17 protein-coding genes are annotated in these 18115 nt (G+C 64.6%); 5 read left to right on the top strand and 12 right to left on the bottom strand.

Features of this window, described 5'->3' with window-relative positions:
• Positions 1 to 231 precede the first annotated feature (231 nt).
• On the bottom strand, positions 232 to 852 hold the full coding sequence (locus BraRD5C2_RS38320) for a TetR/AcrR family transcriptional regulator (protein ID WP_223977506.1): 621 nt from the start codon (positions 850 to 852) through the stop codon (positions 232 to 234).
• An 81-nt stretch (positions 853 to 933) separates the two neighbouring features.
• On the opposite strand from BraRD5C2_RS38320, the gene BraRD5C2_RS38325 reads away from it, so the two are divergent.
• Complete coding sequence (locus tag BraRD5C2_RS38325) at positions 934 to 2481, top strand: 4-hydroxyphenylacetate 3-hydroxylase family protein (RefSeq protein ID WP_223977508.1); 1548 nt, start codon at positions 934 to 936, stop codon at positions 2479 to 2481.
• Between the two features lie 121 nt (positions 2482 to 2602).
• Here BraRD5C2_RS38325 and mdlC read toward each other — a convergent pair whose 3' ends face one another.
• From mdlC to BraRD5C2_RS38345, 4 genes are all read right to left on the bottom strand, one after another.
• Positions 2603 to 4231: a benzoylformate decarboxylase gene (mdlC, locus tag BraRD5C2_RS38330; RefSeq protein WP_223977510.1), complete on the bottom strand. Its 1629-nt coding sequence runs from the start codon at positions 4229 to 4231 to the stop codon at positions 2603 to 2605.
• A gap of 280 nt (positions 4232 to 4511) precedes the next feature.
• On the bottom strand, positions 4512 to 5399 hold the full coding sequence (blaBJP, locus tag BraRD5C2_RS38335) for a BJP family subclass B3 metallo-beta-lactamase (protein ID WP_223977512.1): 888 nt from the start codon (positions 5397 to 5399) through the stop codon (positions 4512 to 4514).
• 125 nt (positions 5400 to 5524) lie between these two features.
• The gene (locus BraRD5C2_RS38340; RefSeq protein WP_223977514.1) at positions 5525 to 5908 is read right to left on the bottom strand and encodes a tautomerase family protein; all 384 of its coding nucleotides are present in this window, start codon (positions 5906 to 5908) and stop codon (positions 5525 to 5527) included.
• 111 nt (positions 5909 to 6019) lie between these two features.
• A complete protein-coding gene (locus BraRD5C2_RS38345) occupies positions 6020 to 6526 on the bottom strand; it encodes a winged helix-turn-helix transcriptional regulator (protein ID WP_223977516.1) in 507 nt (168 codons plus the stop codon).
• 113 nt (positions 6527 to 6639) lie between these two features.
• Between BraRD5C2_RS38345 and BraRD5C2_RS38350 the strand changes: the two genes are divergently transcribed.
• A complete protein-coding gene (locus BraRD5C2_RS38350; RefSeq protein WP_223977518.1) occupies positions 6640 to 7245 on the top strand; it encodes a VOC family protein in 606 nt (201 codons plus the stop codon).
• Between the two features lie 59 nt (positions 7246 to 7304).
• Here BraRD5C2_RS38350 and BraRD5C2_RS38355 read toward each other — a convergent pair whose 3' ends face one another.
• The 5 genes from BraRD5C2_RS38355 to BraRD5C2_RS38375 form a co-directional block, all read right to left on the bottom strand.
• Complete coding sequence (locus tag BraRD5C2_RS38355; protein ID WP_223977520.1) at positions 7305 to 8195, bottom strand: MBL fold metallo-hydrolase; 891 nt, start codon at positions 8193 to 8195, stop codon at positions 7305 to 7307.
• A 94-nt stretch (positions 8196 to 8289) separates the two neighbouring features.
• Positions 8290 to 9342 carry a histidinol-phosphate transaminase gene (gene hisC / locus BraRD5C2_RS38360; RefSeq protein ID WP_223977522.1) on the bottom strand — a complete coding sequence of 351 codons (1053 nt, stop codon included), beginning with the start codon at positions 9340 to 9342 and terminating at the stop codon, positions 8290 to 8292.
• Positions 9343 to 9445: 103 nt separating this feature from the next.
• Positions 9446 to 10300 carry an HTD2 family dehydratase gene (locus tag BraRD5C2_RS38365; protein WP_223977524.1) on the bottom strand — a complete coding sequence of 285 codons (855 nt, stop codon included), beginning with the start codon at positions 10298 to 10300 and terminating at the stop codon, positions 9446 to 9448.
• Between the two features lie 27 nt (positions 10301 to 10327).
• Positions 10328 to 11428 carry a CaiB/BaiF CoA transferase family protein gene (locus tag BraRD5C2_RS38370; RefSeq protein WP_223977527.1) on the bottom strand — a complete coding sequence of 367 codons (1101 nt, stop codon included), beginning with the start codon at positions 11426 to 11428 and terminating at the stop codon, positions 10328 to 10330.
• Positions 11429 to 11439: 11 nt separating this feature from the next.
• Positions 11440 to 12609, bottom strand: coding sequence for an acyl-CoA dehydrogenase family protein (locus tag BraRD5C2_RS38375; protein ID WP_092116491.1), 1170 nt, complete (start codon positions 12607 to 12609; stop codon positions 11440 to 11442).
• Positions 12610 to 12761: 152 nt separating this feature from the next.
• Here BraRD5C2_RS38375 and BraRD5C2_RS38380 point away from each other — a divergent pair, with 152 nt between their 5' ends.
• On the top strand, positions 12762 to 13685 hold the full coding sequence (locus BraRD5C2_RS38380) for a LysR family transcriptional regulator (RefSeq protein ID WP_223977529.1): 924 nt from the start codon (positions 12762 to 12764) through the stop codon (positions 13683 to 13685).
• Positions 13686 to 13698: 13 nt separating this feature from the next.
• Here the strand turns inward: BraRD5C2_RS38380 and BraRD5C2_RS38385 are convergent, their stop codons facing one another.
• Positions 13699 to 14292 (bottom strand): thiamine pyrophosphate-dependent enzyme, encoded by a 594-nt coding sequence (locus BraRD5C2_RS38385; protein ID WP_223977531.1) that lies wholly within the window; start codon positions 14290 to 14292, stop codon positions 13699 to 13701.
• Positions 14292 to 14852, bottom strand: a complete 561-nt coding sequence (locus BraRD5C2_RS38390) for a thiamine pyrophosphate-binding protein (RefSeq protein ID WP_223977533.1) — start codon at positions 14850 to 14852, stop codon at positions 14292 to 14294. The genes BraRD5C2_RS38385 and BraRD5C2_RS38390 overlap by 1 nt, the downstream gene beginning before the upstream one ends.
• Before the next feature lie 365 nt (positions 14853 to 15217).
• On the opposite strand from BraRD5C2_RS38390, the gene BraRD5C2_RS38395 reads away from it, so the two are divergent.
• Positions 15218 to 16945: an adenylate/guanylate cyclase domain-containing protein gene (locus BraRD5C2_RS38395; protein ID WP_223977535.1), complete on the top strand. Its 1728-nt coding sequence runs from the start codon at positions 15218 to 15220 to the stop codon at positions 16943 to 16945.
• Positions 16946 to 17113: 168 nt separating this feature from the next.
• Positions 17114 to 18067 (top strand): ABC transporter substrate-binding protein, encoded by a 954-nt coding sequence (locus BraRD5C2_RS38400; RefSeq protein WP_223977605.1) that lies wholly within the window; start codon positions 17114 to 17116, stop codon positions 18065 to 18067.
• The last annotated feature ends 48 nt before the right edge of the window (positions 18068 to 18115 follow it).

The following is an 18115-nucleotide window of genomic DNA, read 5'->3' on the forward strand; positions in this document are numbered from 1 at the left end:
TCATGTGAGGCGAGTACGCTAGTCGGGCTCCCTCTCCCCTTGTGGGAGAGGGTGGGGTGAGGGGTGGCCCCGGGCGAAATCGCTGATCGAAGCGTCGCTATCGCAACTTCGCTCGCGTGTCGTTAAGACACGATCGAGAGCGCACCCGTGTGGCACCCCTCTCCCCACCCTCTCCCACAAGGGGGGAGGGAACCCTCTCGCCGGTGCCCTCCTCACTTTGCGTGCGCAAGCTCACCCTTTGCCGAGTTGCGCGATCCTGTCGCGCAGATAGGCGTCCATCAAATCGGGCGCAGAGGCGCCGAACATCCTGATGCGGCCGGTGTGCAGCAACAGCAACAGGCCGGTGGCGTGCGCAAAGCAATCCACCATCACCGTGTTCGCCTTCTGCCTCGACGCGCCGAGCGCTTCGGCGGCTTCGGCGATCGGATGCAGCGCCGCCTCCAGCGCGGCGTTCAGCTCGTGGTCGCGGTCGTGGCCGAGCCCGGCCGGCTTCATGCCGCCGCGGAACAGGTAAAAGCCGAGATCGAGATCGCGCGGATGGTCCGCGTAGTAGCGGAAGAAGCCCATGCCCGCGGCATGTAGCCTCTGTTTGGCGCCGCGGGTCGTCGCGACCGAAGCGCTGACGGCTTCGCCGAGCGAGGCCAGCGATTGCCGCAGCACCTCGGCATAGATCGCTTCCTTGGAATCGAAGTGGAAATACAGCGCCGCCGGGGTGTAGCCGGCCCGCGTCGCGATGGCCCGCAGGCTCGTGCCCTCGAGGCCTTCCTCGGCGAACACGCTGCGCGCCGCATCGAGGATCAGCTCCCGCTTGTGGCGGCTGACCGCTTCCTTCCTGCTCTCGCGCATCTGCATCGGCGAATCCGTTCTTGACTCAATTTCAACAGCGTTAGATAATTTAACAGTGTTAGAATAAATGAGCAAGGGAGAAGCGCCATGCTGATGACGGCTGCGGACTACCGGGAATCCCTGCGCCGCTACAAGCCGCGGGTGTTCGTCAACGGCACGGCCGTGGCGTGTGTCGCGGACGAGCCGCTGCTGGCGCCGGGCGTGGCGGGTGTCGGCGTGACCTACGATTTCGCGCACCGGCCCGAGCATGTGCCGATCATGACGGCGCGGCAGGGCACTTCGGGCAAGACCGTCAACCGCATGCTCCACATCAATGAGAGCTCGCAGGACCTGCTCTACAAGTTGGAGGCGGTGCGGTTGGTGTGCCGAACGTCCGGCTGTGCGCAGCGCTATCTCACCCATGATGCGCTCAACGGCCTCTATCAGGCGACCAGGCTGACCGACGATCGCCACGGCACCGACTACAGCCAGCGCTTCCTCAATTATCTGCACGAGGTGCAGGACCAGGACCTGACGCTCGGCATCGCGATGACCGATGCCAAGGGCGATCGCTCCAAGCGACCCGGCCTGCAAGCCAATCCGGACGTCTATGTCCATATCAAGGAGCGCCGCCCCGACGGCATCGTGATCCGCGGCACCAAGGCGATCGTCACAGGCGCGCCCTACATGCACGAATTCCTGGTCATGCCCTGCCGCACTCACGTTCCTGCCGACAAGGATTTTGCGGTCTGCTGTGCGGTGCCGGTCGATGCACCCGGCGTCACCATCGTCGCGCGCCCGGCCGGCCGACCCGGCGACGCATCGGCGAAATTCTCGGCGAAGTATGGCCAGTCGGTCGGTGTCGTGATGTTCGACGACGTGTTCGTGCCGCATGACCGGGTCTTCCTCGCCGGCGAGACCGAGGAGGGCGGCTTCCTCACCACGTCCTACGCCACGCATCACCGGCATTCCTGCATCGGTGCGCGCGCCGGCTTCGGCGATCTCCTGATCGGCGCCGGCGCGCTGATGATCGAGGCCAACGGGCTCGATGCCGAGAAGCACGCGCATATCCGCGAGGCGATGGTCGAGCTGATCACCATCACCGAGAGTTTCTATGCCTGCGGCGTCGCGTCCTCGGTCTATTGCACGAAGGACCTGGCCGGCTCGGTGATGCCGGATGCGGTGTTCTCCAACATCGGCAAGCTGCTGCTCGCGACCAAGATCTACGACATGCACCGCGTCGCGCATTACGTCTCGGGCGGGTTGATCGTCGCGCTGCCGGGGCCTGACGAGGACCACAATCCGGAGACGCGCGCCTCGCTCGCCGCCGTGATGGGCGGGCGGCCCGACATTCCGGCCGAGCAGCGCGCCGAGGTGGCGCGGCTGATCGAGGACCTCACGGTGTCGCACGAAGCCGGCTGGTACTCGGTGATCTCGCTGCACGGTGGCGGTTCGCCGGAGGCGATGAAACGCGAGATCTGGCGCAACTATCCGGTGATGGAGAAGGCTGAGCTGGTCGAGAATTTGCTCGGCCGCGGTCTTGTTGATGAAGGACAGCGAGCCTCGAAGCAGCCCGGCCGCTGCTGCGCCACCGGCTGCGAGGTGCCGACGCCGTCAGCGGCGGCGCTGGAACTGGAGCCAGTGCCCTCGCAGTAACGGGCGTGAGGCCAATCCAGCCGTCATTGCGAGGAGCGACAGCGACGAAGCAATCCATATTTCCGCTTGCTGGACGATGGATTGCTTCGCTTCGCTCGCAATGACGTGGCGAGACCCGACTTCACCCCTTCTGCGCGTAGAGCAGCGGCACCGCGGAATCCACCATCACCTCGATCAGGCTGGCGCCGTGATGCGACAGCGCGCGCTTGAAGGCGCCCGGAAGCTCGGCCGATTTCGTCACCCGCATTGCATCGCAGCCCATGCCTTCGGCGAGCTTGACGAAATCGATGCCGGGCAGGTCGAGGCCCGGCACGTTGCGCACCTGCATCACCTGGCTGAACGAACGCATCGCGCCATAGCCGGAATTGTTCATCACGACGACCGTCAGTGGCAGCTTGCGCTGCGCGGCGGTCCACAGCGCCTGGATCGAATACATCGCCGAGCCGTCGCCGATCAGGCAGACCGTGCGCCCTGTGCTGCGGCCGAGCGCCATGCCGACCGCGGCCGGCAGGCTGTAGCCGAGGCCGCCGCTTGCCATGGTGTAAAAGCTGTCCTGGCCGCGCATCGGCATCGCCTTCTGCATCAGTGGGCGATGCGACGGCACCTCCTCGACCAGCGCATCGTGCGGCCCCATTGCGGCTGCGAGTGCGTGCAGCGCGTATTCGGCGGGGATCGGATCGCCGGCCGCGGGCGCCGGCGGCAGGACGCGGCCCGCCGGGGCGGTGCGCCTGGTTTCGGGCAGCATCTCGAGCAGCGCCGTCAGCGCCGGCTTCATGGTGGCAATGATGCTGTGGCCGCTCGGCGTCATCGCGGCGGCATCGGGATCGTCGGTGATCTGGAAGATCGTGGTCGCGCCGTCGAAGATCGCGGCGTGGCCCTCGACATGGAAAGTGAAGACCGGCGCGCCGACCACGACGACGAGATCGTGATCGCGCAGCGCATCGGAGAGCTGGCCCGGTGCGGCATGCAGGAAGCCGGCGAATTGCGGATGCCGCTCGGGGAACGAGCAGCGCGCCGAGAACGGGCTGACCCAGACCGCGGCCTTGGTCTTCTCGGCGAGCTTCACGATGAGGTCGACAGCCTCGGCGCGATCGACGGCGGGGCCGACGACGAGGGCAGGGCGCTTGGCTTCACCGAGCGCGGCCGCCAGTGCCTGCATCGCCGACAGATCGGGGCCGATCTCGCGGCTGACCTGGCGCGCATCGAGCGGCTGCGTCGCATGCGCCCAGTCGTCGATCGGCACCGAGACGAAGGTCGGCCCACAGGGCGGCTGCATCGCGACGTAATAGGCGCGCGCGATCGCGGCGGGCACGTCTTCGGCGCGCGCCGGCTCGACCGCGAATTTCACGTAAGGCCGCGGGAATTCGGAGGCGCGTTCGGCATAGAGGAAGGCCTGCAGCGGCATGATCGAGCGCGCCTGCTGGCCGGCGGTGATCACCAGCGGGGTCTGGTTGCGGTAGGCGTTGTAGATGTTGCCGAGCGCGTTGCCGACGCCGGCCGCCGAATGCAGATTGACGAAACCGGCATTGCGCGTCGCCAGCGCATAGCCGTCGGCCATGCCGACGACGGAAGCCTCCTGCAGGCCGAGCACGTAGTCGATGTCGTCGGGCCAGTCGCTCAGGAACGGCAGCTCGGTCGAACCGGGATTGCCGAACACCTTTTTGATGCCCCACGCGCGCAGGAGGCCGAAGGTGGCGTCCTTGACGGTGACGGTCTTGCTTTTGCCGGCGGCGGGTTTGCGCGAGGACATCGGGCGGCTCCCATTGCTGTCTTGTTACGTTCCGTCATTGCGGGCGGAAAAGCGGAAAGGCGATCCACCTCTCGATGGATTGCCTTGCGATGTCAAGCCGCCGCGGGCTCATAGTTGCCACGGCAACGGCTGAAATTTGCGTGTGCGGCGATTCCACGTCATCCTGAGGTGCAAGCGGAGCGAGCCTCGAAGGATGCGTGGCCCCGCTGGTGGCCGTCGATCCTTCGAGACGCCGCTTCGCGGCTCCTCAGGATGACGGTATGACCTCTCGCTGTGCTCTCTAATTGGCCTTCTGCAGTGCAGCGGTCTGCTTGGCGAGCTGCTTGTCGAAATCCTGCTCCAGCCCCGCCACATAGGTGGCGTTTTCGCCCGGCTTGACGAACGGGTTCGGCGCGCCGTCCTTCATCTCCGCGCGCTTGGCCTGCATGTCGTAGACCTCCGGATGCGGTCCGAGCAGCACGTCGACCTTCATCGCCTTGACCTTGGCGAAGGTCGAGCGGTAGTCGTCGACGATGCCAGAATAGGTCGGGCGGCCGACCAGCCGGTTCAGCGCCACTGTTCCGCTGCAGAAGAACAGCACATTGCGCTGCTGGCTGCCGTCTTTCACCGTCATCTCCCAGCTGGTGCAGCCGGGCGAATGGCCGGGCGTGGTGTGCGCCGTCAGCGTCACGTCGCCGAGCGTCACCTTGTCGCCTTCCTTGACGGTGCGGTCGACCTTGACCGGCGCAAAGGCAAGATCGGCGTTGTTCTCGTCGCCCGGATAGTAACCGCCCTCGAGCAGCGGCTTGTCGCGTTCGCCCGCGATCAGCTGCGCGCCGGTCTCTTGCTTGATCTCGGCAAAGCCGCCGGTGTGATCGAGATGGGCGTGGGTGTTGAGGATGATCTTGATGTCGCCTTCCTTGAAGCCGAGCTTGGCGATGTTGTCCTTGATCATGCCGGTCGACTGCTGCATCGCCGTATCCATCAGGATCAGCCCTTGCGACGTCTTGATGATGTAGACCGCGATCCCGTCAGTGCCGACGTAATAGATATTGTCGATCAGCTCGTACGGTTCGAACGGCGCAGTCCATTTCTTCATGACAACAGCCATGAAATCCTTGAGCGTCTGTGCTTGCGCCCCGGTTGTGATCAGCGCGAGTGCGCACAGCACGGCTGCGATCGTCCTCATGGTTGCCTCCCTACTTGTTGTTGTTTGCGGGAGCGCACTATGCGTGTCGGCAACGCCGATCGCAAGCCACGGACGGCTAGCCGCCGGACATGCCACTGCCTGTCCGGCGCATGCCTGTTCCGCGTTCAGCTCGCGTATTGTGCGATGCCGTTGCCGAACGACCAGTTTTCCTTGGCGACCTCGACCAGGTTGATGAAGATATCGTCCGGACGTCCCTGCAGCTGGCTCTGGAAATCATCAACGATCCGCTTGTAGAACGCCTTCTTCATCTCGACCGTGCGCCCGGCATTCAGCGTGATCTGGATCAAGATGAGATCGTCGCTGTAATTGTTGCCGAGATAGTTGTCGGCATAATTCAGGTCGCCGCGATCGTGCTCGGTGATGACCTGAAACTTGTCATTCTCGGGCACGTTGATCAGCTCGCGCATCGCCTTGTAGACGATCTCGCCCAGGGTCTTGCGATATTCGGCGGACTTGCCGCGCTTCAGGTCGATACGAACGAATGGCATGGTGGTCTCCGTTTTTGTGCGGGGCTCAGCCGGATCGGCCCCGTGGGATCGAGACGCTGCGACCGTGCGAATGCTTTCGCCTCGTCCGCTTGCGCCGGCGGCGTCGGGAATTCAGCGGGTCGCCTTGAAGGCCTCCCATCGCGCATCGCGCTCTCTTTGATATTTGGGCGTTCGCTCCGCGACCATGTCCGTCCATTGCAGCGGCTCGCCGCAGCCCTGGCAGACCGGACCGAGCCCGGCCGGCTTGCCGCAGGTGAGGTGCGTGTAGTTCATGGAAAGACCGTCTCGGGGCGACTTGCACCAGGTCTCGCCCCAGGCGCGCAGCGCGAACATCACCGGGAAGAACGCCTCGCCCTTTTCCGTGAGATGATATTCGTGGCGCAGCGGATGCTTGTTGTAGACGCGCCGCGTCACCAGTCCGTCCGTTTCCAGCTTCTTCAGCCGTGCCGCGATCATCTGCGGAGTTGCGCCGGTATAGGCCTGAATTTCCTCGAAGCGGTGGTTGCGTGCGAACAGCTCGCGCAGCACCAGCACGGTCCAGCGGTCGCCCACGACGGTTTCCGCGCGGGCCACCGGACAGAGCGTCTGGTCAGCAGGGTTGCCCTTTGACTTTACCATCACGTTTTCTTCATCGGCATTGTTACTATGATTTTCATAGTAATATGCGCTATTGTTAGTTCGGGCGCAACGGGCCTCTTCGGCCCGGTCCCTCACATTTCAAGGAGCGAGCCATGAGTGGCGAAAGGAAGGGTTCGAAGCCGGGTGTCGACATGAAGCTCGAGGTCGTCGTGATTCCGGTGTCCGACATCGATCGGTCGAAGCGCTTCTACGAAAACCTGGGCTGGCGGCTCGACGCCGACTTCGTCAGGGCGGACGGATCCCGGGCGCTGCAATTGACGCCGCCGGGCTCACCGACCTCGGTTCATCTCGACAAGGGCTCGCCGCTGCCGCGCTTCTTGATCGTGAACGACATCGAGGCGGCGCGCGCAGAGCTGATCGCGCGCGGCGTCGATGTCAGCGAGGTGTTTCACCGTGGCGCGGAAGGCCGCATCAAGGGACCCGATCCGGAACGGCCGAGCTACGGCTCGCTCGCGACCTTCAGCGATCCCGACGGCAATGTCTGGCTGCTCCAGCAGGTCACGCAGCGCCTGCCCGGGCGGGTCGACGGTAACGGCACGAATTTTTCTTCACCAGCCGATCTCGCCGCCGCACTCCGCCGCGCGGCGGCCGCGCATGGCGAGCACGAGAAGCGGACCGGTGGCCACGATGCGAACTGGCCGGACTGGTACGCCGACTACATCGTCCGCGAGCAGGCCGGCAAGCCGCTGCCGGAGTGAACAGTCAAACAGGAGTATCCTCATCATTGCGGCAAGTCACATGGCCGCGCATCGCAGCCTCACCGAGGTCCGGCGTCGAACACTGGCGCGTAGCTGTGGCCGTCCGCCCGGATATGGGCGCAGCGCGAGCCGCGGAAGTGGGCGGGGATGACGAGGCGGCCGCTGTCGGCGGCCTCTGCCAGGATATTCGTGCGCGTCTCGCGGGCCAGCTGCGGGTCGGTACAGGATGACGTCGACAGGCTGGGCTGGAAGATCTGCACCGGATTGTGCACGGCATCGCCGCAAAAGATCGCGCGATGCTGCGCATAGTCCACCATCAATCCCATCTGGCCGCTGGTGTGGCCCGGCAACGGCACGAGCCGCAGGCCCGGTCCCAGCTCATGGCCGTCGTCGACCAGATCGACCCGGCCGGCTTCGACGATCGGAATGACACTCTGCTCCAGCGCGCGGGCGTGGATCGGCGGCGCGCGGCCGGCATCGTGCTGCGCCATCCAGTCGGCAAGCTCGCGGCGGCCGAACAAATAGCGCGCGTTGGGAAAGGTCGGTTGCCAGCGGCTATCGTCCTGGCGCGTATTCCAGCCGACGTGATCGACATGCAGATGGGTGCAGAACACCAGATCGATGTCGGCCGGATCGACACCGCTCGCGCGCAGCCGATCGAGGAAGTCGCTGCCGCGCCGCCGATGCCAGGCCGGGATCTCCGGGATGTCCTTGTGCTCTCCGATGCAGGCGTCGATCAGCAGCGTTCGCCCGCCGGTTCGCACCACAAAACTCTGGATCGCGTGCTTCGCGATGTCCCGGGCGAGATCGATGAACACCGGCTCCAGTGTGTTCCGATGTGCCTCGATCAGGCCGCGATCGTATCCGGGCAGGAATTCAGACAGCGGAAGCCCGAAATCATCGTCGTCGACGATGACGTCGACCGTGGCGTCGCCGATCGCAAATCGCATGACCAGTCCTTCCCGGAGAACCGTGCATCTTGCCGCGCGGTCACTATGCAGGTTGGGAGCATCGATCGCAAGTTGCGTGGTTTGCCGACCGCGGTCAGACCATGCCGCTCAGCAGGCTGATCAGGCGGCCGCACTCGTCATCCGTGCCGACCGTGATGCGCAGGAAATCCTCGATCCGCGGCTTCTGGAAATGCCGAACCAGGACGCCGCGCTCGCGCAGTTTTGCGGCGAGATCCGCGCCGCGATGGGCGCCATGGCGGGCGAACACGAAATTCGCGTGCGACGGCAGCACGTCGAAGCCGAGCTCGGAGAGGCCGCGGACCAGCGCCTCGCGACTGGCGATGATGCGGTGCCGGGTCTCGTCAAACCACGCGTCGTCCTCGATCGCGGCGACTGCGCCTGCGATCGCGAAGCAATCCAGCGGATAGGAGTTGAAGCTGTCCTTGACGCGCTCCAGCGCCTCGATCAGCGGGCGCTGGCCGATGGCGAAGCCGACGCGCAGGCCCGCCAGCGCGCGCGACTTCGAGAGCGTCTGGATCACCAGGAGATTGTCGTGGCGCGCGACGAGCGGCACGGCGCTCTCGGCGCCGAAATCGACATAGGCCTCGTCGACCACCACGAGACGGTCGGGATGTTCGGTGACCAGCGCCTCGATCGCTGCACGCGGCAGCGCGATGCCGGTCGGCGCGTTGGGATTGCACAGCAGGATGGCGCTGCCGGGTCGCCGATAGTCGGCGAGGTTGATCCGCATCGCGGCATCGAGCGGGATCGTCTCGTAGCCGACACCATAGAGGCGACAATAGACCGGGTAGAAGCTGTAGGTGATGTCGGGGAACAGCAGCGGCCTGTCGTGCTTCAGCAGCGCCGGAAAGGCGTGCGCCAGCACCTCATCCGAACCGTTGCCGACGAACACCTCGTCTGCCGTGACGCCATAGCGCGCCGCGATCGCCTCGCGCAGCGCGGTCGCGCGCGGGTCCGGATAGAGCCGCAGCCGATCGGTGGTCGCCGTGATCGCCGCTACCGCGCGCGGCGACGGCGGGTAGGGATTCTCGTTGGTATTAAGCTTGATCAGGCCGTCGATCTTCGGCTGTTCGCCGGGCACGTAGGGCGACAGATTGTGGACGACCGAACTCCAGAAGCGACTCATGATCTCAGGTCCAGGGATGAATGCGGTCACAATACGGAAAACGAGGCGCTGATGAAAGCGCCTCGTTGTCCAGTCGCATTCTGATGTGGTTCGCGCGCGCGACCTACCAGGTCGCCGTGCCCTTCATGGTGGGCTGGCCCTCGGCATTCGCGGTCCACAGCTCCAGGCCGCCATCCTTGTCGTTGGCGTTGATCGAGAACTCGCTGCCCTCGAACAGTGGCTGCACGCCGCGATAGCTGAGCTTCTTCGGCGGCTTGCTGCCACGGAGTTTCGCCGCGAGCTCGACGATGAAGGAGGCCTGCAGCGGGCCGTGGAAGATCAGGCCCGGATAGCCCTCGACCTTGGTGACGTAGTCGCGGTCGTAGTGGATGCGATGGCCGTTGAAGGTCAGCGCCGAATAGCGAAACAGCAGCACCGGATCGGAGACGTGGCTCTCGCGATGCTGCGCGACCGGGGGAGGCGGCGGTGCCTTGGCCGGCGCCGAACTCTGCGTGGTCGTCATCTCGCGATAGACGATGTCCTGCCGCTCGCGGACCGCAAGCCCGCGCGAGGTCGTCACCTCGTGATTGACCGAGACGAAGCACAGCGTGCCGGTCGAGCCCGATTTCACCGTGACGTCGGCAATCTTCGAGCTGCGCTTGGCTTCATCACCAATACGCAAGCTATCGAAGAATTCGAGCTCGCCGCCGGCCCACATCCGGCGCGGCAGAGGCACGGGCGGCAGGAAGCCGCCGCGGGTCGGGTGGCCGTCGGGGCCAAGCTGCGACATCGGAAACACCGGCTGCGCCAGGCACCAATGCGTGGTCCACGGCGCGGCGTCGCCGGCCTTCGGCTCGCCGATCTCCTGGAACAGCGTCGCGCGCAGCCCCATCACGAGATATTTGGTGACGACGTCGGAGGCCTCCGTGGTCTTGCCGATCCACTGGCGGAGATGATCGAGGTCGAGTTTATCGGTCATGATGGTGTTGCCCGGGCAGGAGGGATCTCAGGATCGTTTGATGCGCTCGCCGATCGCGGGCACCTTGCCGTAGTGCCTGTCCTCGCCGACCACGATCGCGGCCGGCGCCGGATAGCTGACCTTGCCGTTCGGTGTGTCGACCTCGATGCGGCGCAGATGCGGGTGCCTGGCGAGGTCGTCCATGCTGTTGACCTCGGCAAAGGCGATGTCGGCCTCGGCGAGCTTCGCCAGCAAGTCCTCGCGCGTGAGCCTGCCGAAGCTGTCGCTGACGATCTGGTCGGTCACCGCGCGGTTGCGCACGCGCCCGACCATGTTGGCAAAGCGCGGATCGTCGGGCAGGCCGGGCTGGCCCAGCACCTTGGCGCACAGCGTCTTCCACTCGCGCTCGCTCTGGATCGAGATCAGGATTTCCTTGCCGTCCTTCGAGCGGAACACGCCGTAAGGCGCGATCGAGGGATGGGCGAGGCCGATGCGTTTGGGCGACTTGCCGTCCTCGGCATTGAGCAGCGGCACGGTGAGCCAGTCGGCCATCACGTCGAACATCGAGATCCGGATATCGGCGCCCTGGCCGGTATGGCCGCGACCGATCAATGCTTCGAGAATGGACGCATGCGCGGTGGCGCCGGTCGCGACATCGACGATCGACATGCCGACGCGCGAGGCGCCCTCGGGACCGCCGGTGATCGAGGCGAGGCCGCTCTCGGCCTGGATCAGCAGGTCATAGGCCTTGCGGTCGGCGTACGGGCCGGTGTCGCCATAGCCGGTGATCGTGCACATGATCAGCTTCGGGTAGGCCTTGCGCAGCCGCTCGCGCGAGAAGCCGAGCTTGTCCATCGAGCCCGGCTTCAAATTCTGCAGCAGCACGTCGGCGCCCGCGATCAGCTCTTCGAGCTGCGCGCGGCCTTCCTTGGTGGCGAGATCGACCACCGCGGAATCCTTGCCGCGGTTGAGCCAGACGAAATAGCTGCTCTGGCCCTTCGCCGCGGCGTCGTAGCCGCGGGCGAAATCGCCCTCGGGCCGCTCGATCTTGATGACATGGGCGCCGGCATCGGCCAGGCGCGACGAGCAGAACGGCGCAGCAACGGCCTGTTCGACGGCGATGACGGTCAATCCCTCAAGCGGCAGCATGATCTGAGAACTCAGTAGGAGCGGGGCATGCCGAGCACGTGCTCGGCGACGAAGGAGAGGATCAGGTTGGTCGAGATCGGCGCCACCTGATAGAGCCGCGTCTCGCGGAACTTGCGTTCGACGTCGTACTCCTCGGCGAAGCCGAAGCCGCCATGGGTCTGCACGCAGGCATTGGCCGCTTCCCAGGACGCATCCGCAGCCAGCATCTTGGCCATGTTGGCCTCGGCGCCGCAATCGAGCCCGGCCTCATATTTACGGGTCGCTTCCTTCACCATCAATTCGGCCGCGCGCATCGAGGCGTAGGCCTTCGCGATCGGAAACTGGATGCCTTGGTTCTGGCCGATCGGCCGGCCGAACACGCTGCGCTCCTTGGCGTAGTTGGTCGCCTTCTGGATGAACCACTTGGCATCGCCGACGCACTCGGCCGCGATCAGGATGCGCTCGGCATTCATGCCGGACAGGATGTAGCGAAAGCCCTTGCCTTCCTCGCCGATCAGATTCTCCGCCGGCACCTTCATGTCGGTGAAGAACACTTCGGTGGTGGCGTGGTTCATCATGGTGCGGATCGGGCGGATCTCCAGACCCTTGCCCTTCACCTCGCGCATGTCGACGATGAACACCGAGAGCCCGTCGGTGCGCTTCTTCGACTGCTCCTTCGGCGTGGTTCGCGCCAGCAGCACCATCAGGTCGGAATATTCGGCGCGGCTGGTCCAGATCTTCTGGCCGTTGACGACGTAGTGGTCGCCCTCGCGGCGGGCGAAGGTCTTCAGCGACGAGGTATCGGTGCCGCTGGTCGGCTCGGTGACGCCGAACGCCTGCAGTCGCAATTCGCCGGTCGCGACCTTCGGCAGATATTTCGCCTTCTGCGCGTCGTTGCCGTGCCGCAGCACGGTGCCCATCGTGTACATCTGGGCGTGGCAGCCGCCGCCGTTGCAGCCGGCGCGCTGGATCTCTTCCAGGATCGCCGCCGCAGCCGACAGCTTCAGGCCCGCGCCGCCATACTCCTCGGGGATCAGCACCGAGAGATAGCCGGCCTCAGTCAGCGCGTCGACGAACTCCTTCGGATAGGCCATCTGGCGGTCGAGCTTGCGCCAGTATTCGCCGGGAAACTGCGCGCAGAGCTTTGCGACGGCGTCGCGGATGTCGGTGTGGTCGTCGGTGTGCTGTTCGTGTGCGGTCATGATTTCGTTTTGCCGAGAGGTTGCGCCAGAGCGTTTTCGGGCGAAGCGGAAGCCGGTTCGCGTGAGGAAAACGCCCGCTGTTGTGGGGTCCCGGTAAACTCCCTATGCTGTTTTGTTATAGCGTATGAACCTGCCTTCCAGGATTGGCAAGTATGGATTTCCGCCAGCTTAGGACCTTTGCGTGCGTCGCGGAACTCGGGAGTCTGAGCAAGGCATCCGATACCTTGAGGGTCGCGCAGCCGGCGCTGAGCCGGCAGATCAAGCTGCTGGAGCACGAGCTGCGCACCGAATTGTTCACGCGCAACGGCCGCGGCATGGTGCTGACCGATGCCGGACGGCTGCTGCTGGCGCGCACCGGCGGTATCGTGCGCCAGATCGACCAGATCCGCGACGACATCCAGTCCGCGGGCGGCGCGCCGTCCGGGCGGGTCGTGCTCGGGCTGGTGCCGACGGTGAGCTGCGTGATCTCGGCGCGGCTGGCGCGGCGTACGGTGGAACGCTATCCCGGCATTTCGCTCTGCATCGTCGAAAGCTACAGCGGCCATCTGATCGAGTGGCTGCACCGCGGCGAGATGGACCTTGCGGTGATCTACGGCCCGTCGGTCGATCTGCATTTGGCGGTGCAGAGCCTCGGCCGCGATAGCATCGTCGCGGTCGGCCCGCGCGGCAGCGGGCTGAAGCAGAAGAAGCAGGTCGATATCGGCTGGCTGCTGCGCCAGCGCCTGGTGCTGCCAAGTCATTCGCACGGGCTCCGCGCCATGATCGAGCATGCGGCGGCGAAGAAGAAGGTCACGCTCGACGTCAAGCTCGAGGCGGATTCGTTCCGGGTGCTGACGAGCCTGGTGGAGGAGGGGCTCGGATACACCATGCTGCCGCCGTCCTCGGTGCGCGGCGAGGTCGCCGACGGCCGACTGGAGACCGCGCCGATCGCGCGGCCAGCGCCGCGGCGCGAGCTGACCCTAGCCTCGCCGGTCGAGCATCCCGGCTCGAATGCGATCACACTGATCGCCAAATTGCTGCGCGACGAGGTCACCGCGTGCCGCGCCGAGGGGCTCTGGGATATCCAGCTCGCCTGAGCGCGGCTTCGCATCATCTCACCTGGAAACCGAGATGACCGCGGAAGCGGTTCTTGAGATAGGTGCCGTCGCGCGGCGGCAGCGCGCGCTCGACCTCGCCGGCTGCGATGCGGATCCGCGCCAGCCGCGGGCCGCCAGCGAGATCGCGCAAGCTATTCCGGAAGCGTTCGATGCCGGCCATGTCGGCGATGTCGGAGACATTGCGGATGCCCGCGCCGCTAGCGATCACCTCGAGCTTCGCCCCCAAGCCGGAATGGCTGAGCTGCATCCCGGTCTCGCCGAAATGGCCGTTGTCGAGCACCGCGATCGAGAGATTGCCGGGCTGCTTGGTGGCGATGGTCAAGAGGCTGCCGATGCCCATCAGCTGCTCGCCGTCGCCGGTGACAACAAGCACCGGGCGCTTCGGCTGCGCCAGCGCGAGGCCGAGCCCGACCATCGCGGCGCCGCCCATCGCGCCCCAGAGATAGAAATTGCCGGGGTGCTCGCCGGCGTCGAACAGATCGTAGGACGAGGAGCCGAGCCCGGAGATCACGAGCAAATCGCCGCGGTCGGCGAGCAGCGCCTTCACGGCGGTGCGGCGATCGAGAGTGCCTGTTGGCGCTGACATCAATGCGTCTCCTTCGTCCACTTCTTGCGGCCGATCATCCGTTGCGAGATCAGCACCGCGACTTGCTGGTCGCCGTCATAGGCGAGCGAGGCAGCGGCCGAGATCACCTCCTCGGTGTCGTCGGGGTTCTCGAGCCGCAGCACGGTGGCGCCCATGATCTCGAAGGCCTGCGGCGTCGCGCGGCCCATCGGGATCTGCCAGGGATTGAACTCGGCCCATTCGCCGCGCATCGTCACCAGCGTCAGCAGCGGGAAGCGGCAGCTCGCCATCAGCGACAGCATGTTGACGCAATTGCCGACGCCGCTCGATTGCATCAACAGCACCGCGCGATCGCCGCCGAGCCAGGCGCCGGCGGACAACGCGACGCCCTCTTCCTCGGTGGTCAGTACCGTGGTCTTGATGTCGGCATCGGCGTGCGACAGCTTGATCAGCTTGGAATGTCCGGCGTCGGGAACGTAGGACACCTGCGCCACGCTAAAATCCTTCAGCGTGCGGTAGATCGCAACCGGCCAGTCCTGGCTGGTCGCGCTGTCCTGGTGGGTGGCAATCTGGTCCATCATGGCCTCGGCTAGAGCGCTTTCAAGCGAAGGGGGTATCGGTTCGCGTGAAGAAAACGCGTCAAACAAGGGACGCGCATTGGCGCGTCCTCACCAAGAGCATTAGCGTGCGAACGGACCTGGCTCTCTTCGCATCTGTCTTGCGCAGCTATGCCGGAATTCTATAGCACACGCCAAAGTGAACGAATGGCGGCTGGAGCAACTGCGTCTTTTGGCCGGATCGGCAACGGCCGCATTGCAGCCTAAACCCGGCTTCCTATGTGTCAGGGCGCAGATAGTGGCAGTGCCGGGCCGCAAGGCAAGGCTTCATTTCAAGCCTTCATTTTGGGGCTTATTGATATTTCAGTCGCATTTTCAGGTATCGGAGCATGATTGTCCGAGATCGATTTCGTGGCCTCTTTCCCAAATATTTTCTCGCGCTCTTTCTGGCCGTCGCGTTTCCGCTTGTGATCAATGGGACGATTGAAGCCTGGTTCGGTTACCGCGATCAGCGCGCGAGGCTCGACCAACTGCTCGGCGTTCAGGCGACGTCCGCTGCCGCTGAAATACATAACTTCATCTCCGACATAGCAAGCCAGCTTGGCTGGCTGGTCCAACAGCCATGGTCCGACGAGGTGGACGAGGAGCGGCGGACCGATGCCTTACGTCTGTTTCGCCAAGCGCCTGCCATCGTCAGCGTGACACTCATCGACAACAATGGATTGGAGCGCCTCCACGTCTCGCGGGTCGGCCTCAATCGCATTGAAAGCCGTACCGACCGCTCGGCTGAACCTGCGCTGGTCGGTGCTCACGCGCGCCAGGTCTGGTTCAGCGATGTCAGCTATAACCGAGGCTCAGAACCCTATTTGACGATTGCGCTGGTGGGTAACCGGTCCGCGGTCGGCGCAGTCATCGCCGAAGTCAATCTCAAGCTGATCTGGGATGTCGTCTCGGCGATCAAGGTCGGAGAGACCGGCCTTGCCTTTGTCCTGGACCGGCCGGGCCGTCTCATCGCCCATCCTGACATCAGCCTCGTCCTCCGCGGCGTGGAGGAGACGACTTCGCAGCCATTTCGCGCCATACGCGACGCGATCGGCCCCAGAGCCGGTTTTGCAACGAGCCGTGACGCACAGGGGCGTCAAGTTGCTGCCAGTGAGGCTCCTGTGGCGGGGCCCGATTGGACCGTTGTGGTGGCACAGCCGCTCTCCGAGGCTTACGCCCCGATCTACGCCGCGTTGCGGCGGACCACAGTGCTTCTCGCAGGCAGCACCATATTCGCAGGACTTCTCGCCTATGCGTTTGCGCACCGGATGATGGAGCCGATCAAGCTGCTTGAGGAAGGGACGGAACGGATCGGCGCCGGGTCCTTCGAGCACCGCATTTCGATTCAGACCGGAGACGAGTTTCAGCGGCTCGCAAACAGCTTCAACAGGATGGCCGGTGAGCTTGCGCTTGCACAGCAACACCAGGAGCGTATCGCGAAGCTCAAGCGGTTTCTCGCGCCTCAGGTCGCCGATCTCGTCGATCGGACCGGTGACGACAGCGTGCTGGATGGCCGCCGTACCGATGTCGTCGTGGTGTTCTGCGATTTGCGAGGGTTCACCGCGTTTTCCGCGGGCGTCGCACCTGAGGAAGTCATGAGCGTGCTGTCCGAATACTATGAGGTTCTGGGCAGGGTCATTGCGCAGTTTGAAGCGACGCTCATCAGCTTCTCCGGAGACGGGCTGATGGTGCTGGTGAACGCGCCCGTTCCGGTCGAGGAGCCTGCGTTGAGAGCCGTCGACCTTGCGATCGAAATGCAGAAGCGCGTGCAAGGGCTGATCGGCGGTTGGCGGTCGCGAGGCTACAATGTTGGCTTCGGAGTTGGGCTCGCCAGCGGACCGGCGACCGTCGGCCGGATCGGCTATGATGATCGGCTCGATTACACAGCCATTGGCAGCGTCGTAAATCTCGCGGCGCGCCTGTGCGCATCTGCCGCAGATGCGGAAATCCTGATGGATGCCGGCACCGCCGCCAGCGTGAGAGACAAGCGTGCCCTGGAGGATATCGGGAGCCGACAAATCAAGGGCTTCGACGAGGCAATTCCGGTATTTGGAATTTCCTGCGATGCGCTCTAGCCGAACCGAGCGGCGGTGCTCGGCGCAATCCACCGGCGACTGGCCTAGCATCGTGCGATATGCTGTGCCAGATGCGGAACGGCAGCGGGTTGGCAGCGCGTGAGTTACGCTCATTCCAGTGCAGCAACGTCGCACGGACGCTCCAGGCGGCGTGATTTCCTTCTGATGATGGCGGGTGCGGCCGCGTGGACCACATCCTCGCACGCGCAGAAGCCGTCTTTGCCGGTCATCGGCTATCTCTGCCCGGAATCGCCGGATCTGTTTGGCAGCCGGCTGAGGGCCTTTCACCAGGGACTTCGCGAAGCTGGCTTCTTCGAAGGCCAAAATGTTGCGATCGAGTACCGATGGGCCAACGGGCAATATGCAAGGCTTCCGGCATTGGCACGCGAATTGATCGAGCGCAATGTCGATCTGGTGGTTGCGCCCGGCGGCGCTCCTGTTGCGCTCGCCGCGAAAGCCGCCGGTGCCACCAAGACAATCGTCTTTGAGATGGGCGGCGATCCTGTTCAACTCGGTGTGGTGGACAGCCTGTCGCGGTCGGGAGGCAATATCACGGGAGTCTCGAGCCTGAGCGTCGATGTGTCGCCGAAGCGGCTCGAGTTGATGCACGAACTCCTGCCGGCGGCGACCACATTGGGAGTCGTTACCAACCCGACAAGTCCGACCGCGCCTTCACAATTGCAGAGGCTTCGCTCCGCTGCGGAAACCCTGGGAGTCCATCTGCAGATCATGAGTGCAAGCAAGGAAGATGAATTTGAAGCTGTATTCGCTTCCGTGGCGAAGGAGTCGGCGAACGCACTCGTTTTCACCTCCGATCCGTATTTCGCGTTTCGCAGTAAGCGATTGGCCGACCTCGCGATGGAATATGGCGTTCCAGCAATTACGCAAACCCGAGACTTCCCGATGGCCGGAGGGTTGATGAGCTACGGAGGAGATTTCATGCAGTCGCATCGGCGGACGGGCATCTACGCCGGCCGGGTGCTGAAGGGCGAAAAGCCGGCCGATCTTCCAGTGCAACTGGTGACCAAGGTCGAGTTCGTCATCAACCTGAAGACCGCCAAGCTGCTTGGCCGCGAATTCTCTGCTTCAGTCGTCAGCGGCGCAGACGAGGTGATCGAGTAAGCCACCATGGCCGAACAGGACGGCCGGACGGTCAGCCCCTGTTCGGCC

The organism is Bradyrhizobium sp. RD5-C2 (assembly GCF_019972155.1).
Lineage (GTDB): Bacteria > Pseudomonadota > Alphaproteobacteria > Rhizobiales > Xanthobacteraceae > Bradyrhizobium.